The 24,943-nt window shown below is 62.8% G+C and carries 23 protein-coding genes; 3 read left to right on the plus strand and 20 right to left on the minus strand.

From position 1 onward, the window contains the following. Positions 1–47: 47 nt before the first annotated feature. From guaB to ARUE_RS15145, 9 genes are all read right to left on the minus strand, one after another. Positions 48–1,559, minus strand: coding sequence for an IMP dehydrogenase (gene guaB / locus ARUE_RS15105; protein ID WP_011775516.1), 1,512 nt, complete (start codon positions 1,557–1,559; stop codon positions 48–50). A 243-nt stretch (positions 1,560–1,802) separates the two neighbouring features. Next, positions 1,803–3,887, minus strand: coding sequence for an acyltransferase family protein (locus ARUE_RS15110; protein ID WP_014922351.1), 2,085 nt, complete (start codon positions 3,885–3,887; stop codon positions 1,803–1,805). Next, entirely contained in the window at positions 3,884–5,983 is a 2,100-nt protein-coding gene (locus tag ARUE_RS15115; RefSeq protein ID WP_014922352.1) for an acyltransferase family protein, read from the minus strand. Before ARUE_RS15115 ends, ARUE_RS15110 begins: the two co-directional genes overlap by 4 nt. A 189-nt stretch (positions 5,984–6,172) precedes the next feature. Further along, entirely contained in the window at positions 6,173–7,306 is a 1,134-nt protein-coding gene (locus ARUE_RS15120) for a flavin-containing monooxygenase (protein ID WP_014922353.1), read from the minus strand. Further along, positions 7,303–7,620 carry a hypothetical protein gene (locus ARUE_RS15125; protein WP_011775520.1) on the minus strand — a complete coding sequence of 106 codons (318 nt, stop codon included), beginning with the start codon at positions 7,618–7,620 and terminating at the stop codon, positions 7,303–7,305. The genes ARUE_RS15120 and ARUE_RS15125 overlap by 4 nt, the downstream gene beginning before the upstream one ends. Before the next feature lie 99 nt (positions 7,621–7,719). After that, complete coding sequence (locus ARUE_RS15130; RefSeq protein ID WP_043470491.1) at positions 7,720–9,354, minus strand: helix-turn-helix transcriptional regulator; 1,635 nt, start codon at positions 9,352–9,354, stop codon at positions 7,720–7,722. Positions 9,355–9,515: 161 nt separating this feature from the next. Further along, entirely contained in the window at positions 9,516–11,129 is a 1,614-nt protein-coding gene (gene groL / locus ARUE_RS15135; RefSeq protein ID WP_011775523.1) for a chaperonin GroEL, read from the minus strand. 85 nt (positions 11,130–11,214) lie between these two features. Next, complete coding sequence (groES, locus tag ARUE_RS15140) at positions 11,215–11,511, minus strand: co-chaperone GroES (RefSeq protein ID WP_011775524.1); 297 nt, start codon at positions 11,509–11,511, stop codon at positions 11,215–11,217. Positions 11,512–11,702: 191 nt separating this feature from the next. Next, positions 11,703–12,065 (minus strand): hypothetical protein, encoded by a 363-nt coding sequence (locus tag ARUE_RS15145; protein ID WP_014922355.1) that lies wholly within the window; start codon positions 12,063–12,065, stop codon positions 11,703–11,705. 67 nt (positions 12,066–12,132) lie between these two features. Here ARUE_RS15145 and ARUE_RS15150 point away from each other — a divergent pair, with 67 nt between their 5' ends. Continuing rightward, complete coding sequence (locus tag ARUE_RS15150; protein WP_014922356.1) at positions 12,133–13,362, plus strand: THUMP-like domain-containing protein; 1,230 nt, start codon at positions 12,133–12,135, stop codon at positions 13,360–13,362. A 4-nt stretch (positions 13,363–13,366) separates the two neighbouring features. Here ARUE_RS15150 and ARUE_RS15155 read toward each other — a convergent pair whose 3' ends face one another. From ARUE_RS15155 to ARUE_RS15165, 3 genes are read right to left on the minus strand one after another with little or no spacing between them, the layout of a single operon-like run. Continuing rightward, the gene (locus ARUE_RS15155; RefSeq protein WP_014922357.1) at positions 13,367–14,179 is read right to left on the minus strand and encodes a shikimate 5-dehydrogenase; all 813 of its coding nucleotides are present in this window, start codon (positions 14,177–14,179) and stop codon (positions 13,367–13,369) included. 38 nt (positions 14,180–14,217) lie between these two features. After that, a complete protein-coding gene (gene ykgO / locus ARUE_RS15160) occupies positions 14,218–14,340 on the minus strand; it encodes a type B 50S ribosomal protein L36 (RefSeq protein WP_011775528.1) in 123 nt (40 codons plus the stop codon). 29 nt (positions 14,341–14,369) lie between these two features. Beyond that, on the minus strand, positions 14,370–15,515 hold the full coding sequence (locus ARUE_RS15165) for a GTP-binding protein (protein ID WP_014922358.1): 1,146 nt from the start codon (positions 15,513–15,515) through the stop codon (positions 14,370–14,372). A gap of 163 nt (positions 15,516–15,678) precedes the next feature. Here ARUE_RS15165 and ARUE_RS15170 point away from each other — a divergent pair, with 163 nt between their 5' ends. Continuing rightward, positions 15,679–16,830: a glutamate--cysteine ligase gene (locus ARUE_RS15170; RefSeq protein ID WP_011775530.1), complete on the plus strand. Its 1,152-nt coding sequence runs from the start codon at positions 15,679–15,681 to the stop codon at positions 16,828–16,830. Here ARUE_RS15170 and ARUE_RS24735 read toward each other — a convergent pair. The 7 genes from ARUE_RS24735 to ARUE_RS15205 all read right to left on the minus strand — a co-directional run bounded on the left by ARUE_RS24735 (position 16,827) and on the right by ARUE_RS15205 (position 22,970). Beyond that, a complete protein-coding gene (locus tag ARUE_RS24735) occupies positions 16,827–17,279 on the minus strand; it encodes a DNA/RNA non-specific endonuclease (protein ID WP_286139763.1) in 453 nt (150 codons plus the stop codon). The two genes, ARUE_RS15170 and ARUE_RS24735, sit on opposite strands and share 4 nt — an antisense overlap. Positions 17,280–17,660: 381 nt before the next feature. Beyond that, entirely contained in the window at positions 17,661–18,806 is a 1,146-nt protein-coding gene (gene tsaD / locus ARUE_RS15180) for a tRNA (adenosine(37)-N6)-threonylcarbamoyltransferase complex transferase subunit TsaD (protein WP_014922360.1), read from the minus strand. Further along, positions 18,803–19,306 carry a ribosomal protein S18-alanine N-acetyltransferase gene (gene rimI / locus ARUE_RS15185; protein ID WP_014922361.1) on the minus strand — a complete coding sequence of 168 codons (504 nt, stop codon included), beginning with the start codon at positions 19,304–19,306 and terminating at the stop codon, positions 18,803–18,805. The genes tsaD and rimI overlap by 4 nt, the downstream gene beginning before the upstream one ends. A 13-nt stretch (positions 19,307–19,319) precedes the next feature. Further along, positions 19,320–19,991: a tRNA (adenosine(37)-N6)-threonylcarbamoyltransferase complex dimerization subunit type 1 TsaB gene (gene tsaB, locus ARUE_RS15190; RefSeq protein WP_011775534.1), complete on the minus strand. Its 672-nt coding sequence runs from the start codon at positions 19,989–19,991 to the stop codon at positions 19,320–19,322. Next, complete coding sequence (tsaE, locus tag ARUE_RS15195) at positions 19,991–20,569, minus strand: tRNA (adenosine(37)-N6)-threonylcarbamoyltransferase complex ATPase subunit type 1 TsaE (protein ID WP_014922362.1); 579 nt, start codon at positions 20,567–20,569, stop codon at positions 19,991–19,993. The genes tsaB and tsaE overlap by 1 nt, the downstream gene beginning before the upstream one ends. Beyond that, positions 20,566–21,819, minus strand: coding sequence for an alanine racemase (gene alr, locus ARUE_RS15200; RefSeq protein ID WP_014922363.1), 1,254 nt, complete (start codon positions 21,817–21,819; stop codon positions 20,566–20,568). Before alr ends, tsaE begins: the two co-directional genes overlap by 4 nt. 56 nt (positions 21,820–21,875) lie before the next feature. Then, positions 21,876–22,970: a carbohydrate kinase family protein gene (locus ARUE_RS15205; protein WP_238324342.1), complete on the minus strand. Its 1,095-nt coding sequence runs from the start codon at positions 22,968–22,970 to the stop codon at positions 21,876–21,878. Positions 22,971–23,016: 46 nt separating this feature from the next. Here ARUE_RS15205 and ARUE_RS15210 point away from each other — a divergent pair, with 46 nt between their 5' ends. Then, positions 23,017–24,390 (plus strand): 6-phospho-beta-glucosidase, encoded by a 1,374-nt coding sequence (locus tag ARUE_RS15210; protein WP_011775538.1) that lies wholly within the window; start codon positions 23,017–23,019, stop codon positions 24,388–24,390. Here the strand turns inward: ARUE_RS15210 and ARUE_RS15215 are convergent. Next, positions 24,387–24,896 carry a GNAT family N-acetyltransferase gene (locus tag ARUE_RS15215; protein WP_502691383.1) on the minus strand — a complete coding sequence of 170 codons (510 nt, stop codon included), beginning with the start codon at positions 24,894–24,896 and terminating at the stop codon, positions 24,387–24,389. The two genes, ARUE_RS15210 and ARUE_RS15215, sit on opposite strands and share 4 nt — an antisense overlap. Positions 24,897–24,943: the final 47 nt, after the last annotated feature.

A 24,943-nucleotide genomic window follows, 5' to 3' on the forward strand; every position in this document is an offset into this window, starting at 1 on the left:
AACTGTTCCCCGTGGAAACTTCCACGGGGAACAGTTGAGGTAATTGATCAGCGGGAACCGTAGTTAGGTGCCTCGACAGTCATCTGGATGTCATGCGGGTGGGACTCCTTGAGTCCCGCGGGCGTGATCCGGACGAACTTGCCGCGTGCCTTCAGCTCCGGAATGGTGGGAGCGCCGGTGTAGAACATGGTCTGGCGGAGGCCGCCAACCAGCTGGTAAGCCACCGAAGCCAGCGGGCCGCGGAAGGCAACGCGGCCTTCGATACCTTCCGGGATGAGCTTGTCGTCGCCGGAAACGTCCGCTTGGAAGTAGCGGTCCTTGGAGTAGGAGGTGTTCTTGCCACGGGACTGCATGGCGCCCAGGGAGCCCATGCCGCGGTAGCTCTTGAACTGCTTGCCGTTGACGAAGATGAGCTCGCCCGGGGACTCCTCACAGCCTGCGAGGAGGGAGCCCAGCATCACGGTGTCGGCTCCGGCAACCAGTGCCTTGCCAATGTCGCCCGAGTACTGGAGGCCGCCGTCGGCAATCAACGGAACGCCGGCAGGGATTGCTGCCTTCGCGGACTCGTAAATGGCGGTGATCTGCGGCACGCCCACGCCGGCAACCACGCGGGTGGTGCAAATGGATCCCGGGCCCACGCCCACTTTGATGCCGTCGGCGCCGGCGTCGATCAGTGCCTGGGCGCCTTCACGGGTGGCAGCCTGGCCGCCGATGATGTCAACGTGCGCAGCGATGGGATCCGACTTCAGGCGGCGGATCATGTCCAGCACGCCCTGGGAGTGGCCGTTGGCGGTATCGACGAACAGTGCGTCAACGCCGGCGTCGATGAGCTTCATGGCGCGCTCCCAGCCGTCACCGAAGAAACCGATGGCGGCACCCACGCGGAGGCGGCCTTCGTCGTCCTTGGTGGCCAATGGGTACTGCTCTGCCTTGGTGAAGTCCTTGGTGGTGATGAGGCCCATCAGGCGGCCTTGCTCATCAACCAGCGGGAGCTTCTCGATCTTGTTGGTGGCCAGCTTGTGCGAGGCTTCCTCGCGGCTGATGCCCACATGACCGGTGATGAGCGGCATCTTGGTCATGGCGTCGCTGACGCTGCGCAGCGGGAATTCCGATTCCGGGATGAAGCGGGTGTCGCGGTTGGTGACGATACCCAACAGGCGTCCATCGGTGTCCACTACGGGAAGGCCTGAAACGCGGTAGCGGGAACACAGCTCGTCCAGTTCCTGCAGCGTTGCCTGCGGGCCAATGGTCAGCGGGTTGGTGATCATGCCTGATTCGCTGCGCTTGACGCGGTCAACGTGCTCGGCTTGGTCGTCGATGGACAGGTTGCGGTGAACCACGCCCAAACCACCTTGGCGGGCCATGGCGATGGCCATGCGGGACTCGGTGACGGTGTCCATGGCTGCGGACAGCAACGGAGTCTGTACCGAGATGCGCTTGGAAATGCGTGATGAGGTGTCCGCGTCGGACGGGATGACATCCGTGTGGCCGGGGAGCAACAGGACGTCGTCGTAGGTCAGGCCGACAAAGCCAAAGGGATCGTGTTCGGGCTGGGTCATGAGTGTGCGCCTCTTACCTGGGTTCCGGGGGCTTAACTGGTAGGGGTTGCAACTGATGACCAGCCCGTCATTACGGGACTGGCCTGTGCATGAGGTACCTGTGCAGAAGTTACCTGTGCAGAAGGTATTGGATAAATACTAGAACCTCCGCGCCTATCGCCATATTCCGCGACGCCTGACTGTGAGCAATCCCACTGGCGGCAGGCCGGCGTCGTGCGTTTGAAACCGCCGGAGAGCGGGAACCTAGCTGGCTGACCAACCGGTGGCGGCCAGCAGCCGTTCTTCAAACATCGGGATCATGGTTTGCACGTAGGTCTTGGTGAGGTGGTTGTCGTCCTTGTAGACATAGATGTTCCCAACCACAGCCGGACACGTCCCTTGCTCGCAGATGAAGTCGCTCATGTCCATCAGGTAGAGCCGCTCCACCTTGCCGACGTAATCGTCCAACGGTGACGACGCCGCCAGGGACTCTTCAAGCGGCACATTGCAGTCGGGCGAATCTTTGCCCTTCTTCTGGACGCATTCAGGCATGTTGAAGCCGAAACGCGGGTTGTCCCGGACGCCCACTACATCGATTCCTGCGTCTGTGAACGGCTTGATGCCTTCGAGGTACCCGGGCACTTCGGTCTCGAACGGGGCCTCGACGTGCGTCAGCGAAGCTACGGTGAACACGGCATCAGGCTTGTGCTCCATGACGTAAGCGGCACTAGCCTTGTTGAACTCGTTGCAAAAATCGGGCCTCTCCGGAGATTGGGCACCGAAACGGCAGCCACCCTTGAGCAACGTCACCACTTCCCAACCGTGTTCCTTGGCGATCGGACCAAGGGCAGCCGTGTACTGCTGGGAGTGCGAATCACCGAGCACCACAATTCTCTTGGTGACCACATCGGGTTCCTCATTCTGCAGGCAGCCCTCCAGCAGAGGATCGCCGGGCACGTTGTCCCCGGTGCACGGCCCATCGACGTTCGCCCACTCATCCTTCATGGCTGCAGGCGCCGGGATGATCAGGGCCTCTTCGCTCGGCCGACCGGAGTAGTCCGGGGACAACGCGGCAGCACCCGGCGTCAATTCCTGGGGCTGACCAGCAATCGCTGCAGCTTCCGCGGTGATGGCGCTTTGCCAAGCCGTGACCGGCAGTGCCAGCAGCGCACCGCAGGAGACAATCACGACGGCGGCCCGCCAGGACCGCACGTCTGGCCACTTCCAGCTGCGCAGGGGTACTTCCACATACCTTGTGGTGGCAACCGCGAGCAGCAGGGAACCCGCCATGATTCCCAGACCTTGGAGGAGGCTCGGCTGCTTGGTGCCGGAGGCCAGGAGGAAGAACACCAGCATTGGCCAGTGCCACAGGTACAGGGCGTACGAATTGTCTCCCAGCATGACCAGCGGACGCGAGCTCAGGAGACGGTCGGCACCGAACCGGCTCCCGCTTTGCCCGGCGACGATCACGGCGGCGGCTGCGAGGGTGGGCCAAAGGGCTACGAACCCCGGGAACGAGCGGTCCACGGTGAGCATGAGCCCACAGGCGAGCATCGCTGCAATACCGGCCCATCCCAGAAAAACGCGGAGCCTCCGTTTTGGTTTCAGATACGGGATGGCCAGGGCCAGCAGTGAGCCCAAGGCGAACTCCCACAGGCGGGCACGGGTATCAAAGTAGGCGTACGCCTGGTTGGTGGCGGTCTGCTCGATGGAGAACACGAGCGAAGCCACGAAGACGGCACCGAAGGCGATGAACAGCATTTGCCGGTGGGCTACGGCCTTCCGCTGCGGGAACAGCCTGGCCAGCTGCGGCTGCAGAAGGGCGACTCCGGCGAAGATCAGCGGCCACAGAATAAACACCTGGCCCTGCACGGACAGCGACCAAAAATGTTGCAGGGGGCTGGCGTCCACGTGCTGCTGGGCGTAGTAATCCACGGCGAACGCGGCAAGCTGCCAGTTTTGCCGGTACATGAGGGATGCCCACGCCTCCGTGAGCACATCAGGCCACCGGCTCTGCGGGATCAGCGCCCAAGTGCCGGCCAAGACCGCCAGCAGGACGACGACGACGGCGGGCAGCAGCCGCTTGAACACGTGGAGCCAGTGCCGCAAGAGTCTGAGTGGCTTATGACTTTCAAGCTTGCGCGTGAAGGACAACGTCAGCAGGAAAGCCGAGATGAGCAGGAAGACGTCCACGCCGCCCGAAACTTTGCCGAGCCAGATATGGTAGGCCGCAACCATGAGCACTGCCAGTGCACGCAAGCCCTGGACCTCCGGACGGAAGCCGGGTTTCGCCGTCGTGCCTTCCTTGCCCGCCGCCGGGGACGTGGCGCTTGCGCGTGTATCCATCATTGTTGCCACCCTGTCGCGGCAAACCACCTTTCATCGAGCATGCCCGCCATGCTCTTGACGTAGGTTTTGGTCAGGTGGTTGTCGTCCAGGTAGACGAACGTATTACCGATGATGGGCGGACAGTAGATTCCCAGGCAGATCAGGTCTGTCATGTCCAAGAGGAACAGGTTCTGGTACTTACCCCTCACGGCGTCAAAAGGGCTGGGTTCGGCCAGGACGTCTGACTTCAGCGGGCGGCAATCAGGGCTGTCCACGCCTTTGGCGAGCGTGCAGTCCGTGAGGCTGTAAGTAAACCGTGGGTTATCCCGCACCGCCACCACCTGGATGCCCAGCCCCGTGACCTCAGGAATGAGGTCCTCGAAACCGTGGGTCAGTCGCTCGTCGGGCAAGGATGACACAGCCGCCGTGCCCACCATGAAGATGGCATCCGGCGCATGGTCCTGGATGTGGCTGCGCACTTCACTGTTGAACTCGTTGCAGCCCGGCTCGGACTCGGGGTCTTCTGTCATGAAGGGACAGGCTCCGGCGAGCAACGAGTAGACGCGCCAATGATGCTGCTCCGCCAACACTTCCAGGGCGGCAAGCCACTGCTGGGAGTGGGAGCTGCCAACTACCAGGACTGTCTTGGTGGCGTCGGCCCCGACGCCGTTCTGCTGGCAGTTGTCCTGAAGCAGCTGCGATTCCGGCTTAATGTCGCCCGAACATCCGTCGGACAGGTTGGCCCAGTCACTCCCAATCCTTTCCGCGGTGGGCTGGGTGAGCGCATTCGGAGCCACTTCATTCACATATGTGGGAAGGAGGGCTTTTGCACCGGGGTTATCGAAGACCATCCGCGCCTCCGCAGCTTGCTGGTCCACGTCCAACCTGTACTGGAAAGCGAGGAGGGGCGCGGACACCACTGCCAGGCAGGCCACGATCGCGATGACCGAGCGGCGGCGCTTCATCTCCGGCCACTTCCACTCACGGAAGGGCTTCTCTATGTACTTGGTGGTCAGGAAAGCCAAGACAAGTGACAGCGCAATAATGGCCGTGCCCGAAAGCCAGCCGGCGTGATCCTTGCCGCTCCAAGCCAAGGCAATCACCAGAATGGGCCAGTGCCAGAGGTAGAGGGCGTAGGAGTTGTCACCGAGCCGGACCAGGAATTTGGAACTCAGGATCCTGTCCACGCCGAAACGGCTCCCCGTCTGACCGGCTGCGATAACCGCGACGGCAGCCAGCGTGGGCCACAAGGCCACGAATCCAGGGAACGCAGTCTGCACCTGCAGAAGGATGCCGCAGGTGAGCATCGCTGCCACCCCAATCCAGCCCAAGGCCACACGGACAGGTTTGGAGAAGTTCAGGGCCGGCAGGATCAAGGCCACCAACGTGCCCAAAGCAAACTCCCACAAACGGGCAAAGGTATCGAAGTACGCTACTGCCTGGTTGTTGGCAGTGAAGATGATGGAGTAAATGAACGAGACCAGGAAAATGATCGCGAAGACGTACACCAGCGTGGCGCGGTAGCGGAGGGCAAAGCGGCGGCACACCAGCGCGACCGTTGCAAAGATGATGGGCCACAAAATGAACACCTGGCCCTGGATGGACAAGGACCAGAAGTGCTGCACAGGGCTCGCCATGCTGTGGTCGGTGGCGTAGTAATCAACTGCCAACTCCTGCAACAGCCTGTTCTCAAAGTAAAACAGCGAAGCCCAGGTTTGCTGGACGATTTCAACCCAGCGCGTGGCCGGCAGGAACGCGAAGGTTGCTGCGAGCGTGCCCACCAGAACTACGACGACGGCGGGCAGGAGCCGCCTGAACAGGTGCAGCCAGTGCCGCAGGAGGTCCATGGGGCGGCCCTGTTTGTAACGTCCCGTGAACTGGAGGGTCATGAGGAACGCTGAGATCAGGAGGAAGACATCAACGCCTCCGGAGACCCTGCCGATCCAGATGTGGTAACTGACCACCATGAGGACTGCGAGGGATCGAAGGCCTTGGATTTCGGGGCGGAACTTAGACTTCGCAACGGGTCCGGCAGCCCGCTTACCGTGGTGGGCAGGGGCTGGAATCGTTGGCGTCGTCACGTTAGGCAGTTCCTCAAAGCTTGTGGCACAAAGCATCAATATTACGCGGATTTAGCCGCGCAACCCATGGTGGAGGGTGTCCCTGGCCGCCATACGAAGCCCCATCAGCACAGGTCCAGCCATACATTCTGCCAGCCCAACCTGTGCGTGACCTGTGCTGATACTTCTTTGCCTCGTTAGCGTTGCCGTTCGGCGCGCCCCCTCCAACGTGACCCATTACACGTTTTATGAGGCTGCCTGGCCCGCTGCGTTTTGCTTCAATACTGGTTCCGTTGCACGGCCTGGATTCCGTTCAGCGAGCCGGCTGGCAAGGTAGCGGGCATCCCTGGTGACTCCGGGAAGCGTTGCCGAGGCTGCCGCGAAAAGGAACTCCTGACCGATGAAATAAACGCCCGGAACGTCGTGGGCCACTCCCCGTGTCTGTTGGGGCTCACCGAGGGCATCGAAGACCGGGAGTTTCACCCACGAGTAGTCCTCGTGGTAACCGGTGCACCAAATGACATTCGAAGCTTCCACACGACTCCCATCGTCCAGGACCGGCCGGCCCTCCGAAACCCCGGCCAGCCTCGGTACCAGGTGCACCCCCGCAGCAACCAGGTCCTTGGTCTTGGTCCGGATTAGTGGTGCCGCCATCGACTTGAATCCGGGAGCCGCCTTGCGACCGATGGGTGTGTTGAGATTCAGGACATGCAAACCGAGGAACCGCACCATGGGAAGGGCGAAGCGTGCAGCCGTCCGGCCATGCCGCATAGGCATCTCACCGCTGGGGCGTCCCGCCAGTTGAGTGGCATGGGATTTGCCAACTTCAAGGGCTATTTCAGCTCCTGAATTGCCCAGCCCCACCACCAGGACGGGGCCATCCTTCAACTGCCCGGGATTCCTGTAGTCCTCTGAATGCAGTTGCAGTATCTCCGAATCCAAATCTCCTGCGAACTGCGGCTTCTTGGGCAGATGGTGTCCTCCTGTAGCAATCACCACGTTGTTGCAGCGCCAGCTGCGATCTCCCGCTGCCACGGTAAACACGTCTCCGACACGATTGATCTGGTCCACGAGGACGTTTGGGACGAAGGGGAGGTCAAAGCGGCGCACATAGTCCTCCAGATAGTCAGCCAGTTGATCCTTTGTGGGGAACGCAAGGTGGTCACCGGGGAAAGGCGCTCCTGGGAGGCCGTCATACTTGGCGGGCGTAAAGAGCCGCAGCGAGTCCCAGCGTTGGCGCCAGGCTTCCCCCGGCCTCCCGTTCTGATCCAGTATCAGGAAGGTCCTGCCTTCCTGGGCCAAGAAGTATCCCAGCGCGAGCCCTGCCTGCCCACCTCCCACGATGATCGTGTCCACTGTCGATTCCAGGTTGGCGTTCATTGTTCTGTCCCTTCAGTTACTGGTTCTCCGATTGGTTCATTGAGAGCGTCGTCAGGGACCTTCCGGTAGCGCAGGCACCACAAGAGCATGAGGGCGGAAGCAACAATGTAGAAGGAGTGCAGCAGCCAAACGGGGCCCGCCGGGAGGTCAAAGACATAGAACGAATGCACTGCATTGGCCACGTTGGTGGTGGCGATGTTGCCGACGCTGTAGGACTCAAGGTCCTTGGTGCGCACAGCTTTGAGAAGCATGGGCAGCATGCTGGCTGCAAAAAGCACTGTGGATACGGTGCCGGCAAGCAGTGGAATGTTCATAACGCCAAGCTATGAGTCCAGCCCCTTACGCCGCGTCGGCAGAATGACGCATTTCAGTACACGCTGCATGGGTATTTCTGCGCAGGAGATGACTGAGGGTCAGTGGATCAGGCCGTGCTCAAAGGCGTAGCCGGTCGCGGCCGCCCTGGAGGGCACCGCGAGCTTGGAAAGAATGTTGCTGACGTGCCGGGCTACCGTCTTTTCGCTGAGGTAAAGCTCGCGGGCGATGGTCCGGTTGGCATTGCCGCCCGCGATCAGGCGCAGGACTTCCAGTTCCCTGCTGGTCAACGGAGATGCGTCCACGCTCGTTTCGCCAGTCAATTCCAAAACATCTGCTGCTGCCGGAGTTGCCCCGAGATCGGCGAACTCTGCTTTTGCGGCTTCAAACTCCATCGCAGCAGAGTCCTGGTCGCCCAGCAAGTTGCAGGCACGGCCCGCCAGCACCCTGCAGCTGGCGGCGCCAAAGGGGGCCTCTAGGCTGTACCAAAGACGCCATGCTTTCCTCGCCGCGGCCAGGGCCGCATGGGGATTTCCTTCGGCGAGCAGCACGTTGGCTTCAGCCTGGGCAGCGATAGCCTGTTCCAAGGGCCTGCGCGCGTCCCTGACCGGTGCCGCGAATTCGTCGGCCGCTGCGCGTGCCGCTTCAAGATCGCCGGCGGCAAGCTCGATGTCCACCACAGCAGGGAGCAGTCGACGGCGGTTGGCAGGATCCGCGCCGGACATCGCTCGTCGCACCATGGATTGGGCTTGTGCTGCCTTGTGCTGCCTGACGAGCATGAGGGCCAACCCCGGCAGTGCTTCGAAGCCGGTCTCGGCGGCTTTGGCATAGGCCGAGGCCGCTTCTTCTTCAAGGCCGGTCAGGCGAAAGAGCTCGCCTTGAAAGTACCAGGCGCCCCAAGTCGCTTCGGGGTCGCCGTGTCGAGAACGGTCTTGGGCGATCTTGAGTGCCGCCATGGCTTCCTCCCAAGCTCCATGGAGGATGAACAACTCGGCCCTGTGCGTTTGGCATTGCCCGCTGAACATGACCATGTCAGGCTGCTGCCCGCACCAGCGTGCCAGCGCAGCCGTCCACTCGTGCGCGCGCTGCACGTCCAAGGTCAGGCGGCAGCTTCCGATCACAGCGCAGTAGATGATGCCCGAGGGGATGGGCGAGACTTCCCCGGCGCTTACGGCGACCATCGCTTCGTCCAGGAAACCGAGGCCTTCATCGGGGAATCCCAAGTTGATCCGGGCAGTCCCAACGCCCAACTGCCCCAACGCCGTCAGGTCACGGTCGTGGAACCGCTGTCCCAAGGCCAAAGCGCGGCTGAAGAGCTCGTTGCTGGTCTCCGGATTCCCTCCATACAGTGCTCCCAGTGCTGTCGGGATCAGGACGTAGCCCTCGGCTTCCGTGGGGTCTACCATTCCGTCCAGCATGTGCTTGGCACGGGACAACCAGCCGGAACCCCGCGCTTGTTCCCCGAGGTTCATGAGGTAGAGGACCAGCCACGCTGCACAGCGGGCCGCCCCTGCCATATCCCCCACGGTCACGTACTCGTCATGGGCTCTCGTCAGGTAGGCGACGCCCTCCGATTCCTTACCCAGGAGCATCGCCACGGATGCCACCAGCTCAATGTCTTGGGGAGGCAGACCACCCTCGGCATCCGCGCGGGCGAGGCAATCCAGAGCATCGCTCCAGCGATGCTCGGAGAACGCCGAGCGTCCCAGGTCCAAGGCTGTGGCAGGCATCGTCATGGCTCACCTTGCGGCGACGATGCACCCCGGTGACGCACCCAAGCCGCCGTATTAGCGTCAGGTTACCGCCGCCGTCGTACGCTCACAATAGCCGCCCCGCGCAAAGCCGCAGACAACAAAAGCCCCGGTCAACGTGACCGGGGCCTTTGTAAAACAGGCCGTTAGTGCTGGTGGCCTGCGTGTGCGTCTTCTTCCTCAGCCGGCTTCTCGGCAACCAGGGTCTCGGTGGTGAGAACCAGGGCAGCGATGGAAGCGGCGTTGCGGAGAGCCGAACGGGTGACCTTGACGGGGTCGATCACGCCAGCGGCGATCAGGTCCTCGTACTCGCCGGACTTGGCGTTGAAGCCGTGGTTGGCTTCGAGCTCGGAAACCTTGGCAACAACAACAAAGCCGTCGAAGCCTGCGTTCTGGGCGATCCAGCGCAGCGGCTGAACCAGGGCGCGGCGGACGATGCCCACAGCAGCTGCTGCGTCGCCTTCGAGCGCCTTCACGGCCGGGGACTCGTCCAGTGCCTTGAGGGCGTGGATGAGAGCGGAACCGCCACCGGAAACGATGCCTTCTTCGAGGGCTGCACGCGTGGAGGAAACTGCGTCCTCGATGCGGTGCTTCTTTTCCTTCAGCTCAACCTCGGTGGCTGCGCCAACCTTGATCACGCCGATGCCGCCGGCCAGCTTGGCCAGGCGTTCCTGCAGCTTTTCCTTGTCCCAGTCGGAGTCCGTCCGGGTGAGCTCAGCACGCAGCTGTGCAACGCGGTCGGCAACGTCCTGGGCCGTGCCGGCGCCGTCAACGATGGTGGTGTTGTCCTTGGTCACCGTGATGCGGCGCGCGGTACCAAGCACCTCCAGGCCAACGGTGTCCAGGGTCAGGCCGAGGTCCGGGGAAACAACCTGGGCGCCCGTGAGCGTGGCGATGTCCTGGAGCATGGCCTTGCGGCGGTCGCCGAAGCCCGGAGCCTTGACGGCAACAACGTTGAGCGTGCCGCGGATGCGGTTGACGATCAGCGTGGAAAGGGCTTCGCCTTCGATGTCTTCAGCGATGATGAAGAGCGGCTTGTTTGCCTGCAGGGCCTTCTCCAGCAGCGGCAGGAAGTCCTGCAGCGAGGAGATCTTGCCCTGGTTGATCAGGATGAGGGCGTCCTCAAGGACGGCTTCCTGGCGCTCAGCGTCGGTGACGAAGTACGGGGAAAGGTAGCCCTTGTCGAACTGCATGCCCTCGGTGAGGACCAGTTCGGTCTGGGTGGTGGAGGACTCTTCAATGGTGATCACACCATCCTTGCCAACCTTGCCGAATGCTTCAGCCAGCAGTTCGCCAACCTCGTCGCTCTGCGCGGAGATGGCTGCAACGCTGGCAACCTGGGTGCCTTCAACTTCGCGGGCGTTCTCCAGGAGGCGGGCGGCGACGGCTTCGACGGAAACCTCGATGCCGCGCTTGATCTCGCCCGGAGCTGCGCCGGCAGCAACGTTGCGGAGGCCTTCCTTGACCAGCGCCTGTGCCAGCACGGTAGCCGTGGTGGTGCCGTCACCGGCGACGTCGTTGGTCTTGGTGGCTACTTCCTTGGCCAGCTGTGCGCCAAGGTTCTCGTAGGGGTCGTCAAGCTCAACTTCGCGGGCGATGGTCACGCCGTCGTTGGTGATCGTGGGAGCGCCCCACTTCTTGTCCAGCACGACGTTGCGGCCGCGCGGGCCAAGCGTCACCTTGACAGTGTTGGCGAGCTTGTCGATACCGGCCTCAAGAGACCGGCGGGCAGCATCGTTAAAAGCAAGCTGCTTTGCCATGGTTGTGTCCTTTCAAGACAGAAAACCCGCACCGCTGACGGGTTGGAATGATTCCAACGCGGCGGCGGTGCGGGGCTCCGGGAAGTTACTTTACGACGATCGCAAGGACGTCGCGGGCGGACAGAACGAGGTACTCGTTGCCGCCGGTCTTGACTTCGGTTCCACCGTACTTGGAGTAGATGACGACGTCGCCAACAGCTACGTCAACCGGTACGCGGTTGCCGTTGTCATCGAAGCGGCCGGGGCCGATTGCAACAACTTCGCCTTCCTGCGGCTTCTCCTGTGCGGAGTCCGGAATTACCAGGCCGGAAGCCGTGGTCTGCTCTGCTTCGAGCGGGCGAACAACAATACGATCCTCAAGAGGCTTAATCGAGACCGACACTCGGACTCTCCTTTTCATGAGCTGATTCATGGACTAAGAACTAGGGTGCCGGAGCGTACAACCGTCGTCGCGGTGCCGGAAGACGCTTGGCGTGATTAGCACCCTCCGGGGGAGAGTGCTAACAAGACTCTATGTAAGCGTTAGCACTCGGTCAAGGTGAGTGCCAGCATTTCGTCATGGGTGAACGTTCGTCACCTGCCGGTGAGGTCGTCCAGATCGTAGTCTTCGCCGTCATCGTCTTCGTCCAGCGGAGCGTTGCCACGGTTCAGATACAGCACCACGGCGGCGGCAACGGCCATGACGCCGGAGATCACCAGCGTGATGATTCCACCGGTCCTGGCTCCGCTGTAAAGTTCGCGGATGCCTCGCGCTTCATCCGTGGCGTCATTGACGCTTTTGCCAGCGACGGAGTAGGTGGCGGCATTGAAGGAATCCAACGCAAAGATAATGACGAGCAGGCCGATGCACACCACCGCGATCACTCCCCCTGCTATGAGGGCGGGGCGCGCGAATTTTGCCATGGTTGAGGGGTGCGGGGCTGCGTTGTCTTCCATGAAAACAACCTTATCGGGCTGATTAGCCGGTCACGCTGTCAAGTGCCGCGCCGTTAGGCTTGATCCCATGCCTCACGCACCGCAGGAACAGATCGCCCCCTTGCTGACCACTGAAGGATGGGAACTTCTTGCCTCCCTGGGGCCCTACCGGGAGGCCGATTCGTTCAGCGTCAACGCGCACCTTCGGAAGGCCGGTCACTCCCCCGAACTCGTGGCCGCGGTGCTCACGCAATCCCGGCTGCGGACACGCGCAGAGGCAAAGTTCGGCGAGTTTGCCCGGCAGATGCTGTTCACCCAAGCCGGTTTGGAACAGGCCACGCGATTGAACGTCGCAGCCCGGCACGCGGAGCGCTTTGCGAAGGCCGGCATCTCGCACGTTGCAGACCTCGGCTGCGGCCTTGGCGCCGATTCCATGGCGATGGCGTCAATGGACATTTCCGTGACCGCCGTTGAGATGGATGAAACCACTGCCGCCTGCGCCACCATCAATCTCATGCCCTTCCCGCATGCCACCGTGGTGCATGCGGATGCAACCTCCGTAGAGTTGGACGGGATGGACGGGGTATGGCTGGATCCTGCCCGCCGAACCACGTCCACGTCCGGAACCAAGCGGATTTGGGATCCTGAAGCCTTCTCTCCCCCGCTGTCCTTCGTAGAACGTCTGGCGGCGACCGGCCGCGCTATCGGCGTCAAGATGGGTCCCGGCATTCCCCACGACTCCGTGCCCCCAGGCTGTGAAGCCCAGTGGGTCTCAGTGGGCGGAGACGTCACCGAAGTGACCCTCTGGTTCAACGCTGTGGCGCGCCCCGGCGTGCGTCGGGCCGCGCTGGTGATCGGCAACCAGGGCGCCGCTGAAATCACCAGCGGCGCGGATTTCGACGGCGGTCCGGTAGCCGTCGTCGGGCCCGTTGAGGGCTTCCTCTACGAACCGGATGGTGCGGTGATCCGCGCAGGACTGGTGGCCGACGTCGCCGAAAGGCTGGGCGGGCACCTCGTGGACGAGCACATCGCCTACATCTGCGCCCCCGAGCTTCACGACACCCCTTTCGCCCGCGCCTTCAAGGTGCTTGAGGTGATGCCGTACAACGTCAAGGCCCTGAAGGCCTGGGTGAAAAACCAGGGCATCACTGTGCTGGACATCAAGAAGCGCGGCACTGCCGTGACGCCGGAAGAACTTCGGAAGCAATTGCTGCCTGCCAAGCCCGTCAAAGGCAAGGATGCGAAAACAGCCACCCTGGTCCTCACCAGGATCGGCGAGGAAAGAGTGGCTGTTGTCGTGGAGCCGGTGACGGCCTAGAGCGTCAGCGGCGCGAGAACTCCGAGGCTTCCCGGACCTGCTCGGCGCTAGGTCGCACACCCGTGTAGAGGACAAACTGCTCCTCAGCCTGGATGGCGATGACCTCGGCACCCGTGATCACAGGCTTACCGGCGGAGCGTGCGGCGGAGATAAGGGGCGTCTCCGAAGGCAAGGCGACGACGTCGAACACCACCTGTGCAGCGGCGATCGTGGCGTCGTCGAAGGACTGGGCGGTTTCATCCGCACCAGCCATTCCCAGCGGCGTGACGTTAATGATGAGATCGGCTGTGGAGCCGTTGACGTCATCCTGCCAAGCGAAGCCGTAGAGATCTGCCAGCGCGCGGCCGGTGTCCTCGTTGCGGGCCACGATGGTGACGGCGGTGAACCCGGCGTCCCGAAGTGCTGCGGCTACGGCCTTCGCCATGCCGCCTGCACCGCGGAGGAGCACGCTGTGGCTGTTGGGAACCTGATGGTCCTTCAGCAGCCGGGCAATGGCGATGTAGTCCGTGTTGTAGGCAGTCAGCACGCCATTGTCGTTGACGATGGTGTTCACCGAATCGATGGCCTTGGCCGACGGGTCCATGACGTCAACCAGCGGGATGACGGCTTCCTTGTACGGCATGGACACCGCGGCGCCCCGGATCGGGAGGCCGCGGATGCCAGCCACTGCAAGGGTGATGTCCGCCGGGGCGAATGCCTTGTAGACAAAGTTCAAGCCGAGCAGATCGTACAAATAATTGTGGAACCTGGTCCCGATATTGCTGGGCCGGGCCGCAAGCGAAATGCACAGGGACATGTCTTTGTTCAGGATTGGCATTCCCCCATTAAACACGCCCATTTATCACCGACGTGCGGTTAGCCCTGCCGCGCCTTCATCCGCGGGTTGTTCTTGTTGATGACGAACGTGCGTCCACGCCTGCGGACAATTTGCGCACCGGGGATCTTCTTGAGGGCACGCAGCGAATTCCTGACCTTCATGGTGTTTCTCCTTTGGTTGGGTGTTTGGTTTAGAGGGCGTCGCTGAGTTCCAGGGGGTCGTCCCAGACGCCGAAGTCCTGCTTCATTTCAGCCTGGGTGAGTTGGCAACTGTCCAGGAGGTCGCGAAATTCCCGGGCGTCGATGTCCTCCGAACGGCCGGTGATCGCCAGCACAGTTCCACGGTCGCCATGGCTGGGGTGCCAGTCCAGGACAGAGTCGACGTCGGCACCCGTCTTTCCGGCGTGTGCCTGGCCAGGTTCGGCCGAGTCCGCCAGCCATTTCCCGGTACTTTCGAGCCAGACCCGCGGCCCAATACCTTGGACGGCGATCCGCGTTTTCGGCGCGGATGCGATCCAAAGACGGCCACGCAGCCAGTGCGTTCCAGCCGCCAATTGGGGCAGTGCTTCACGGAAACGTCCCGGATGCAGCGGACGGCCCGCCCTGTGCAGCACCGTGCGGAAGGAACCCTCCGCTTCAATGACGGGCACCCGCACCACGCCGGGCCGGTTACGGGCCGCTGCCTCGGCGTCGTCGAAGCAGCCCGGCCGGTATTCGTCAGCGGCGCCAACAACGCCGGCATGGGACGCCAGCTGGCCGAGTAGTTCGACACCGAGCAGCCACTGCGCGGAACCTTCGCGAGGATCACCGGTGAGCACAGCCCCCAATCCAGGGTGCACCATGACGGTGTCCACCTGCCCGAACTCGCCGATCAGAAATTCTCCGCTGGTGCGCTCATCAGTGGGCATGGAGGTGAAACCGGATTCGAACAGCGTGTGACGGTCCCATATATGGTCGTCCAGGTCTACCGGGTCCAGGGCCAGCACGGCGTTGTCGATCACAGCCGGGCGACTCAGGCCACGCCGCAGCTCGGTAACGGCCATCCCGGCCGCAACGCCGGGCGGGAGGCCCAGCACTACGTGGTCGAAACCGCATGAGGCGAGACGTTCCGCCGTCGGGACTACGTCCAACCTGACAGTGCAGCTGAGGCAACCATGCTCCAGCTGTGTGGTTTCGCGCTCGAACAGCTGACCGTCCCGGTAGACGCGACGCAGGACCAAGGAGCCATCCAGCAGATCGTGAAGGACCACCACGGAGTTGGTGTGGGTTTGGCCGAGCCTGGCAGCGGCTGACTCCCGGCATTGACTGTCCAGTGAACTGACGACTGTGAGATGCATGCGTTTATTCTATTGAGAAGCATTCTCAATAGCAAATGACCGGCCCTCTCCCGTAAGGCCCCAGCAGCAACCTGTGTTCCCGCTGCATTAGACTTGATCCGACCGCTGGCGGCCCCACAGCGGGGAACCGTGCCCGGCAGAGACAAGACAATGAGGGGACTACGTGCAGATTGATTTTGCGCCATCCAGGCAATCGACACTGGGTGTGGAATGGGAGTTGGCGCTCGTCAATGCACGCACCGGGGAATTGGTATCAGTGGCCAACGACGTCCTGAAGGGCGTCGCAGCGAACCACCCCGACCTCAACGAGGACGACGAACACCCCCATATCAAGCGCGAGCTGCTCCTCAACACGGTGGAACTGGTCACCGGCATTTGCGAGACCGTCAAGGACGCCAAAGAGGACCTCAGCCGATCCCTCGCCGCCGTCCGTGAAGTCACCGATCCCATGGGCGTGGAAGTATTCTGCGCAGGCAGCCACCCGTTCAGCCCTCCCCTGCTCCAGCCCGTAACGGACAAGGAGCGCTACGCCAAACTGATCGAGCGGACCCAATGGTGGGGACGCCAAATGGTGATCTACGGCGTTCACGTCCACGTGGGCATCGACCACCGGGACAAGGTCCTTCCCATTCTGGACGGCTTGGTCAACTACTTCCCGCACTTCCAAGCCCTGTCCGCCTCCAGCCCTTACTGGGCTGGAGAAGAAACCGGCTACGCGTCACAGCGCGCACTCATGTTCCAGCAGCTTCCCACTGCCGGGCTTCCCTTCCAGTTCGAAACATGGGAAGCCTACGAGTCCTACGTCCAGGACATGTTCACCACAGGTGTCATTGATGCGACGTCGGAAATCCGTTGGGATATCCGGCCGGTGGCGAACCTGGGCACTATTGAAATGCGCATCTGCGACGGCTTGGCCACCCTTGAAGAAGTAGGCGCCATCGCTGCGCTGACGCAATGCCTGGTGGACGAGTTCTCCTCCATCCTCGACGCCGGCGGCAGCATCCCCACCATGCCCCCATGGCATGTGCAGGAGAACAAATGGCGTGCCGCACGCTACGGCATGGAAGCGATCATCATCCTCGACGCCGAGGGCAACGAGCAGTTGGTCACGGAGCACCTCGCGGAAACCGTCTCGCGGCTGGAACCCGTGGCAGCCAAGCTCGGCTGCTCGGAAGAACTGGCCGACGTCTTGAAGATCATCCAGCGCGGAGCAAGCTACCAGCGCCAGCGCCGCGTCGCCGCAGAACACAACGGAGACCTGCAAGCAGTGGTGATGGACCTCGTGCAACAGATGCGCAAGGGGCCTGACGCTTAGGCGAATTGCCACAGAGGCAGGTGACGCGATTGACGAGACTTACGGGGACTGCACTTTGCAGGACGCCTTCGACGGGTCTCGTTTCGTCCTAGGCGCCGAAGAGCTTCTTGCTGATGAAGTTGTTTCGCCTGGTCGATTTCGTTGGGTGTGCCGGCTTTGCGATTCTGCCATTCGTGCTGAGGGAAAACACCTGCGCCTTCACCGATGAACCCCAGAGCGGACGGTGCTGCATGCCCGCCGTCGTAGCCGGGGCCGCCGAGCCAACCGGCTTTGCGCTGCTGATAGCCGTTACGGTTCGCGTCGCCGACGAGGGTTGAGACGACATGGCCCTTGGCCGATACGGGGTGCCCGTCACTGTCCATCTTGATAGTGAACGTGTTCTGCAGACCACCGTCGACCTGGACAACGACGTTGTAGGTGACGTTGGGCATGGGCTTGTTCAGCTCCACGGACCAGGCACCTCTGACTCCGGCGTAAGTGTTAGCTGAACTTAGCCGTCCACCCATGACTGGTGTCGTTCGTACTATGCTCCGAAGAGCTTTTTGCTGATCCTGGCGAAGATGCCGGAAGTGGGCCATCGGAAACGACGCTGATCCACTGGTGGCAGACCTTCGGGTTGCGACAAAGAGGACTGCAAAGGCCGCAACGTCGTCAAGCGCAAGTTCAACACCTTCAAGCAGTGCCAGGCTCGGACTGTGCAGTAGGACATTCCCCCCACTCACCAGCCGCAGCGGCACGGTCCGCAGAGCCGATCGAGCATCCGGCTGCGAGCTCGAGGGGTCGGTCCCGACGACTAGTTTCGGCCATGGCGCCTGCCCTGATGGAGAAGCTCAGGCGGGCACTGACACCGTAGTCACCGGCATGGAGGAATCCGGCGCGAAGGAAACTCCACTGGGACTGATGCCGGCCATGATCAGCTGGGCACCAAGCGCAGCAACCATAGCCCCGTTATCCGTGCACAGGCCCAGCGGCGGAACATGCAGCGTGATCCCGGCGGAGGCACAACGCTGCCCAGTCAACTCGCGGAGCCTCGAGTTCGCTGCCACACCCCCACCGAGCAGGACGTCCGTGATGCCGTGCTCTTTGCAAGCCAGGACTGCCTTCGAACTGATGACGTCCACCACGGCTTCCTGGAACGCTGCTGCAATGTCTGCCACGGGGACTTCCTCGCCACGGGCTTCGAACTGCTCAACACACCGGGCCACCGCTGTTTTCAGGCCGCTGAAAGACCAGTCGTAGCGGTGCGGCCCCTTCTCCTCCGCCGTACCCATGTACTTGGGCTGAGTGAGTCCGCGCGGGAAACGGATGGACTTGGGGTTTCCTTGGCGCGCCAGCTTGTCGATTGCAGGCCCACCCGGGTAGCCGAGGCCAAGGATGCGGGCCACTTTGTCATAGGCTTCACCGGCGGCGTCGTCGATGGTTGACCCCAGGAGTTCCACGTCATCCGTGATGCTCCGGATGCGCAGGATTTCCGTGTGCCCACCCGATACCAGCAATGCCCCGAGGTTCTCCGGGAGCTTGCCTGCACCCAAGCCGGCGGCAGCAACGGCGTCGTGCTTTCCTTCCGAAACCCGGTTGCCGTCCAGCAGTCCCACCCCAACGTGTGCCACCAAATGGTTGATCGCGTACAGCGGCTTGCCGGTGGCAACGGCCAGCGCCTTCGCGGCACAAACACCCACCATGAGCGCACCGGCCAGGCCCGGGCCGGACGTGACGGCTATGGCGTCGATGTCCTCCAAGGTGACACCGGCCTCTTGCAGTGACTCCTGCAAGGTGGGCACAAAGGCGTCCAAGTGCGCGCGCGAAGCGATCTCCGGGATGACCCCGCCAAAGCGGACATGCTCATCCATTGACGAGGACACGGTGTTGGTCAAAAGGGTGGTACCCCGCACGATTCCAACACCGGTCTCGTCGCAGGATGACTCGATGCCAAGCACCAGCGGCTGCTTCTGCTGTTCCGGAAATGGCCGGCTCACGCTGTGGCTCCTTCTTGGGACTCATGTTTGTTCAGTTCAAGACGCATGATCAGGGCATCAGTACCGTCCCGGTAATAGCGGGGACGCACGTGGATCTGCTCGAAGCCGAAGCGCAAGTACAGTTGCTGGGCGCGGGGGTTATCCGCCCGGACTTCCAGCAGGACGTCTGCCGCACGGCGGCGCCGCGCTTCATCAATCAGTTCCGTCAGGATGGCCGAGCCGATTCCCTTGCCTTCGAATTCAGGCACGACGGCGATCGTCTGGACGTCCGCGATCGGCTCGATGCACATCAATCCGGCGTAGGCCACGATCTCCCCTGCAACCTCGGCCACCACATAGCGCCGGGTCTCGGGCTGGGCCAACTCATCGAAGAACATCTGCAGGGGCCACGCGTCCACGGGGAACAACCGGCGCTCCAAGGCCTCCACCGCCGGGATGTCGGCCTCCGTCATGTCGCGCAAGGAAACCCCGGCGAGTTCCAGCTTGGGTGACAGTTTCACAGTGCCCCTCCCATCACAACGCACGCTTCCTGGGTCCGGGCACCTGGGCGTCCGATTCGCGCAAGTACAGCGGAGTGGAGTCCAACAACGCCTGTCCGGCCGTGAGCTTGGCCAAAGCGAACTGGCCCAGCGACGCCGCATCCGGCTGCGTGGTGGCGAAATCTTCATCCGCTTTCAAGACATCGGAATACAAGCCTGCGCCTGCGCCGAACACCGGCAAGTCCGGAAGCTCGGAGGCGAAACCAACATGGGGGCCGTCCACAAGTTCCGGAAGCTGGCCGTCGTCCAATGTATAACGGGCCCAGTACACCTCTTTGCGCCGGGCATCCGTAGCAACAAGGAATTCGGGGGTGGCCGCCGTGGACTCCGCAACTTCCAACGCGATGGCATCCAGGCTCATCAGCCCGTACAAGGGCTTGTTCCACACGAAAGCGAGGGTGCGGGCGGTCGCAATGCCGGAGCGGAGTCCGGTGAAAGGGCCAGGTCCCACGCCGGTGACGATCGCGTCGATGTCCGCGCCCGTGACCCCCGCGCCAGCCAGAAGCTTCTGGATCCCGGGAGCGAGCACTTCGGCGTGGCTGCGGGTGTCCTCCGTGGCAAAGGATTCCACCACGCTTTCCATGGCATCGTCCGAAATCAGGGCCGCGCTGGCAACCGCTGAAGTATCAATAGCCAGGATCAGCATCAATTGCCTTCCACCAGGGCAGTAGTTTCAAGGAGTTGCGGCGTTATGGCCCAACGGGGACCGAATCCCCGGAAAACGATAGTGCGGGGCTCGTCGTCGTCATCGGTATCGAAGTCCAACACGTCGCCGTCCGTTGCCGCTGCCGTGCTTTCCCCACCGACAGCTCTGAGCAGGTCAACCTCCAAACGGCTGTCCGAGAGGTGCTCCACACGGTCCCGGCCCCACTCCACAACGGTGACCGATGTGTCCATGGTGTTCTCAAGATCGATGTCATCGATCTCCGCTGCCGAGTCCAACCGGTACGCGTCAACATGGACCAGGTCCGGACCACCCGGCCTGGGGCCATCGGCAAGATTGGGGTGGATCCTGACCAGCACGAACGTGGGCGAAATGATGCCGGCACGGACGCCCAGACCCTCGCCGAGTCCCTGGGTGAACGTCGTCTTGCCTGCACCCAGTTCGCCGGTCAGGACCAGAAGATCCCCGGCCTCCAGCACCTCACCTAGAGCTGCTGCGAGCGCGTGCGTCTGTTCCGCCGTCGTGACCTTCAGCGTGCGCTCCCACTGTGGATTGCTCACAGCGCTGCCGTTTCGGCTTGGCCGCTGACGACCGCCGGCGCGTGCGGCTGTGCGGGCATTTCGTTGACGTAGCTGCGAGGGACCCGGGGGCTGATGCGCGTCACGATTTCGTAGTTGTTGGTTCCGGCGGCGGCCGCCCAATCATCCGCGGTGGGGCCGCCGTCGGCACCGTTGCCGAACATCACGGCCTCCGCGCCCTTGAGGCCTGCCGCCGCTTCAGGGGACAGCGGTCCCAAGTCGATGACCATCTGGTCCATGGCAATCCTGCCGACTACCGGGTAGTTGATGCCGTTCACCCGCACGGGGCCCCCGGTGGCAATCCTGGGGACGCCGTCAGCATAGCCCATCGGCACCAGGCCCAGCGTGCTTTCCTCCCTGGTCCGGTAGTTGAGTCCGTAGGAAACACCCTGGCCTTCGGGCACCTTCTTGCAGTTGGACAGTAGTGTCCGGACGGTCATGGCGGGATGCAGGCCAAGTTCAGCAGACGTTGCACCGTCAAAGGGCGACAATCCGTAAATGCCCAGGCCCACGCGGACCAGGTCGAAGTGGGAGTCCGGGCGGGACAGTGCTGCGGGCGTGTTGGCAATGTGCCGGACCTCGGTATCCACGCCGGCGTCCTCGGCCATGGCAAGGGCTTCGCGGAAAACGGCCAGTTGCTCATCGGTTTCCGGGCGTTCCGGCTCGTCAGCAACTGCGAGGTGCGAGAAAACGCCCACCACGCGCAGGAGGCCTTGGTCCTGGTATTCCATGGCCTGGCCCAACAACTGGTCCCAGTCGGCGATGGTGCAGCCGTTGCGGCCCAGACCGGTGTCCACTTTGAGGTGCACACGCGCCGGGCGCTCCTGTTCCCGGGCTGCAGCCACCACGGCTTCCAGCTCCCAGCCGGAAATTCCGACGTCGATGCCGGCGGCGACTGCCGCTTGGAAGTTGCTTTCGCGGGTGTGCAACCAGGCGAGCAGCGGGGCTTCGACACCGGCGGCGCGCAAGGCGAGCGCTTCGGAAATGTGGGCGACGCCCAGCCAGGCAGCTCCGGCGTCGAGGGCTGCCCGGGCAACCTGTACAGCACCGTGGCCGTAAGCGTCTGCCTTCACCACGGCCATAACAGCGGCCGGGGAGGCAATACCGACGAACTGACGAACGTTGTGCCGCACGGCGTCGAGGTCGATCACGGCGGAGCGTTCCAGCACCGCTGACTTTGCTATGGAGGCCTTCGACCCGATACCGATATCTGCAGCTGCTTCGTAAGTCACCCTAGAGATTCTAGTGCTGTCAGTGAACTCGGGTTAACTGCGGGCACCCCGCGCCCCTACTGTGCGTCCGACAAATGCGCGATGGTGGCCCGGGCTCGTCGTTGGGCCTCCGCCGGGATGTCCTTCACGATCGGTTCCAAAAAGGCGAAGCGCCGCAACCATTGACTCGACTGACGTTCCTTCCGCGCGTTCGCCCGTTGCCACCAGTCGGCGATGTCGCCCCAACCCGGTGCTGCCAGTGAGCCACCAACTTCCTGGACCGCCAAAGAGGCGCAAAGGTTCGCGAACCGTAGCCTGTCCCCCAATCTCCACCCTGCCAGGCATCCCACAATGAAGGCCGCCCCGAAACAGTCCCCCGCACCGGTGGGATCGGAAGCCGATACGGGCAGTGACGGCACCCATTCCTCTTCCCCGGTTTCCGAGTCCACTGCCACCGCGCCTTGAGGGCCAAGAGTTACCACGGCCACCGGGACGCGGTCAGCCAGCGAATACAACGCCGCCCACGGGTCAGCTTTTCCGGTGAACGCCATCGCTTCGGGAGCATTGGGCAGGAAGGCATGGAAGTTGGCCAGCTGGTCCAGCCGCCGCTCGGACCACTGCCCGGTGGGGTCCCAGCCCACCACGCCAAAGAGTTTGGTGCCTGCATCCTTCGCTGCGAGCATCCACGGTTCCATCTCCTCGCCTAAATCGGCGACGGCGGCGAGCGCCTTGGGTGGCTTCCCAATCAGTTCCGAGGAACTGATCGGGGCGGGGTGGCCGTGCGTGACCATGGACCTGTCCTGGTTGACGCACATGGATACCGTCACTGGTGAGTGCCAGCCGGGAACTCTTTGCGAGAGCGAGAGGTCAACGTGTTCCTGGCTTTCCAGGATCTGCCAGTTGTAATCGCCATAGCCGTCGTCCCCGAAGGTCGCCGCGAGGTTGGTCCGCAAGCCCAGCCGGGAAGCGGCAATGGCCTGATTAGCAACACCTCCCGGGCAACTACCCATGCCTTCGCTCCACACCTCCGTGCCGGGTTCGGGAGCGTGCGGAAGTCCGGTAAAAATGATGTCCTGGAAAACCGTTCCTGTCAGGAGGAGATCGCACTGGTGGTCCCCGTCCGACCGCACGGCGGCCAAGGGATCGAATCGTCGCTGGGGCATAGCGTCCATGCACGGCAGACTACGCTGCACGTGCTGGGCTGCATAGACTCGGATCATGCGGCTCATGATCGCCGGCGGCGGCGGATTCCGGGTTCCCCTTGTGTACCGCGCCTTGTGTGCGGGTCCCTTTGCCGGGTTGGTAGATGAACTCGTCCTCTTTGACGTGGACGGCTCACGGCTCGCTGCCATGGAGGCGGTACTCCGCGACATGCCCGCCGACGAAGGTTCCGCTCCCGCCGTCGTGGTTTCCACGGACCTCGGGCAGGCACTCACCGGGACGGACATGGTGTTCGCCGCGATCCGTCCGGGCGGCACCGCCGGGCGGATCACTGACGAACAGATTCCCTTGGGATTGGGGTTGCTGGGTCAGGAGACGACAGGCGCAGGAGGCATCTCGTACGCTCTCCGCTCCATTCCCCACATGTTGGAACTCGCTGCGGCGATGCGTCGCCACTGCCCCGATGCGTGGCTCATCAACTTCACCAATCCGGCTGGCATGGTCACCGAGGCGCTGGTTCCCATCCTGGGGCGCCGGGTGATCGGCATCTGCGACTCGGCCGGTGGCCTGGTCCAGCGCGCTGCCCGCGCTGCCGGTGCGCCCCTCAACGAAGGAACCCTCGACGGCGTGGGCTACTACGGCCTGAACCACCTCGGGTGGCTTTATCGGTTGGCGCCTGCTGGACGGGACCTGTTGCCCGGTCTGCTGTCCGACCGCGTTGCCTTGGAGACCATGGAGGAAGGGCGGTTGTTCGGGCAGCACACTCTGGAAAAACTCGGCTGCCTGCCCAACGAATACCTTTACTACTACTACCAAACGGCACAGGCCACCGAAGCCATCGGACAGCAAAGCGAAACCCGTGGAACGTCTATCCACCAACAGCAAAATTCGCTGTACCCAAGCCTTCTTCAGGATCCGCATCCGTATCGGCTGTGGGATGCCGCCCGACGCTCCCGCGAGGAAGGCTACCTGGCCGAAGCCCGGACCCACGGGGAGCAACGCGACGAGTCTGATCTCGCAGGCGGCGGCTACGAACGCGTTGCCCTGTCCGTCATGCGGGCGCTGTCCGGCGGCGGGACCGCCCAGCTGATTCTCAACGTGCCCAACTCACCGGTGTCTGCTCCTGCGCCAGCGGCGGAGGTGGCCGTTCCCGGATTGCCGGCGGACGCCGTCGTCGAGGTTCCTTGCCAGGTAACGCCCGACGGCGCGTTGCCGCTTCCGCAGGAACGGCCGGACGGGCCGTTCCTCACCCTGATGCAGCACGTCAAGGAGGTGGAACGGCTAACCATCCGTGCGGTTGTTGCCGGCGATCGCGAGGCTGCCGTTCAAGCATTTGCCGCGCACCCGCTGGTGGGTTCAGTCCCCTTGGGACGGCAACTGCTGGAGGGGTACGAGGCCGCTTTTCCTGAGTTAAGCCAGTTGTGGACCTAGAGCTTTCTGTACATGACGTGCAGGCCCACGTAGCCGATCTCCGGGTGGTCGAAGGCTTCAGGAACCGTGGCCAGGATCTTGAACCCCATGGATTGCCATAGCCACACCGCTCTTACATTGCTCTCCACCACGGCGTTGTACTGCATGGAATGGAACCCTGCGGCCTTGGCTTCGTTCAGCGAGTAGGCACACAATGCCCTGGCAATTCCCTGGCCCGAGTTGTTGGCCCCCACCATGTACCCGGCGTTGGCAACGTGGCTTCCGCCGCCCGCTTGGTTGGCGTGGAACTCCCCTGTTCCCAGGATCTCGCCTGTGTCCCGGTTCACCGCCACGAAGGTCTGGCCGGGAGCGTCCTTGATCCATTTGGTCCTGGCTGTTTCTTCGCTGGTATCGCGGTCCCAGGTAAAAGTCTCGCCCTCACGGATCACGGGCTCCAGGATGGACCAGATGCCTGCCCAGTCGTCAGGCGTTGCTTTGCGGATGTGGAAGGTTTGTTCTTGGCTCACAGCCGCCACGCTAGCAGCCTTGTCCACATAGCGGAGTTTGCCGGGAT

Source organism: Arthrobacter sp. Rue61a (assembly GCF_000294695.2).
Taxonomy (GTDB): domain Bacteria; phylum Actinomycetota; class Actinomycetes; order Actinomycetales; family Micrococcaceae; genus Arthrobacter; species Arthrobacter aurescens_A.